Genomic DNA, 646 nt, shown 5'->3' with positions numbered 1-646 from the left:
CATATCTGCAGTTTTTATAGCCGGCAGTACGTTGGCCCAGAAAGCAGATAATGCATTGCAGGGATATTTTGAAGAACAGGGAAATGAAACTTTTTATAAGAGCTTTAATTTTGATGGAAATGGTAAAATAGTGGACGGGTTTAAAAGCAGTTATTACTTTACCAGAAATGACAGCTTGATAGTTATTCCGGACAAAGATGTATTTGTTTTCAAAATTAAAAAAGATAGGTTAATCGGTGTTTCAGACTGGGTGAAAAATGGAGTTTGGATTCGTAAAAAAGACAGTACTGAAGTGAATAACAGGGTAAATCCCGCAGAAGCCCAGAAAAGAGCTGCTTTATTGGCGGGGTATTATGATAAGACGAAAAATATGTCTGGATTGGATGCCTTATTTTCAAATACAAATGACTATACCAGGATTAGTGAAGACTTTTGTAATCAAGGATTAGCTAAAGCTTGTCTCAATGCTTTCGGGCTAAAGATGATGGAATATACTCCCGGTTTTTTCGGTGATCTTGAAAAACTTAAAGATAAAAAGCTGAAACCCCATCCGGAACTGATAGAGCTTTCCAAAAAAATAATCGATCTTGGAGATACGGAAGGATATAATGTTCTGGGGGCCTATTATCATCTTCTAGGGCTTCGT

At 36.8% G+C, this 646-nt stretch carries 1 protein-coding gene; it reads left to right on the top strand.

The annotated features are described in order from the left end of the window. The coding region (locus tag BBH99_RS22445) for a hypothetical protein (protein WP_066696292.1) at nucleotides 1–646 on the top strand (646 nt) is incomplete at both ends.

The sequence above is a fragment of the Chryseobacterium contaminans genome (assembly GCF_001684955.1).
GTDB lineage: Bacteria > Bacteroidota > Bacteroidia > Flavobacteriales > Weeksellaceae > Chryseobacterium > Chryseobacterium contaminans.
Note: the sequence above shows the minus strand (reverse complement) of the source record. Positions and strands in the feature narration are given on the sequence as shown.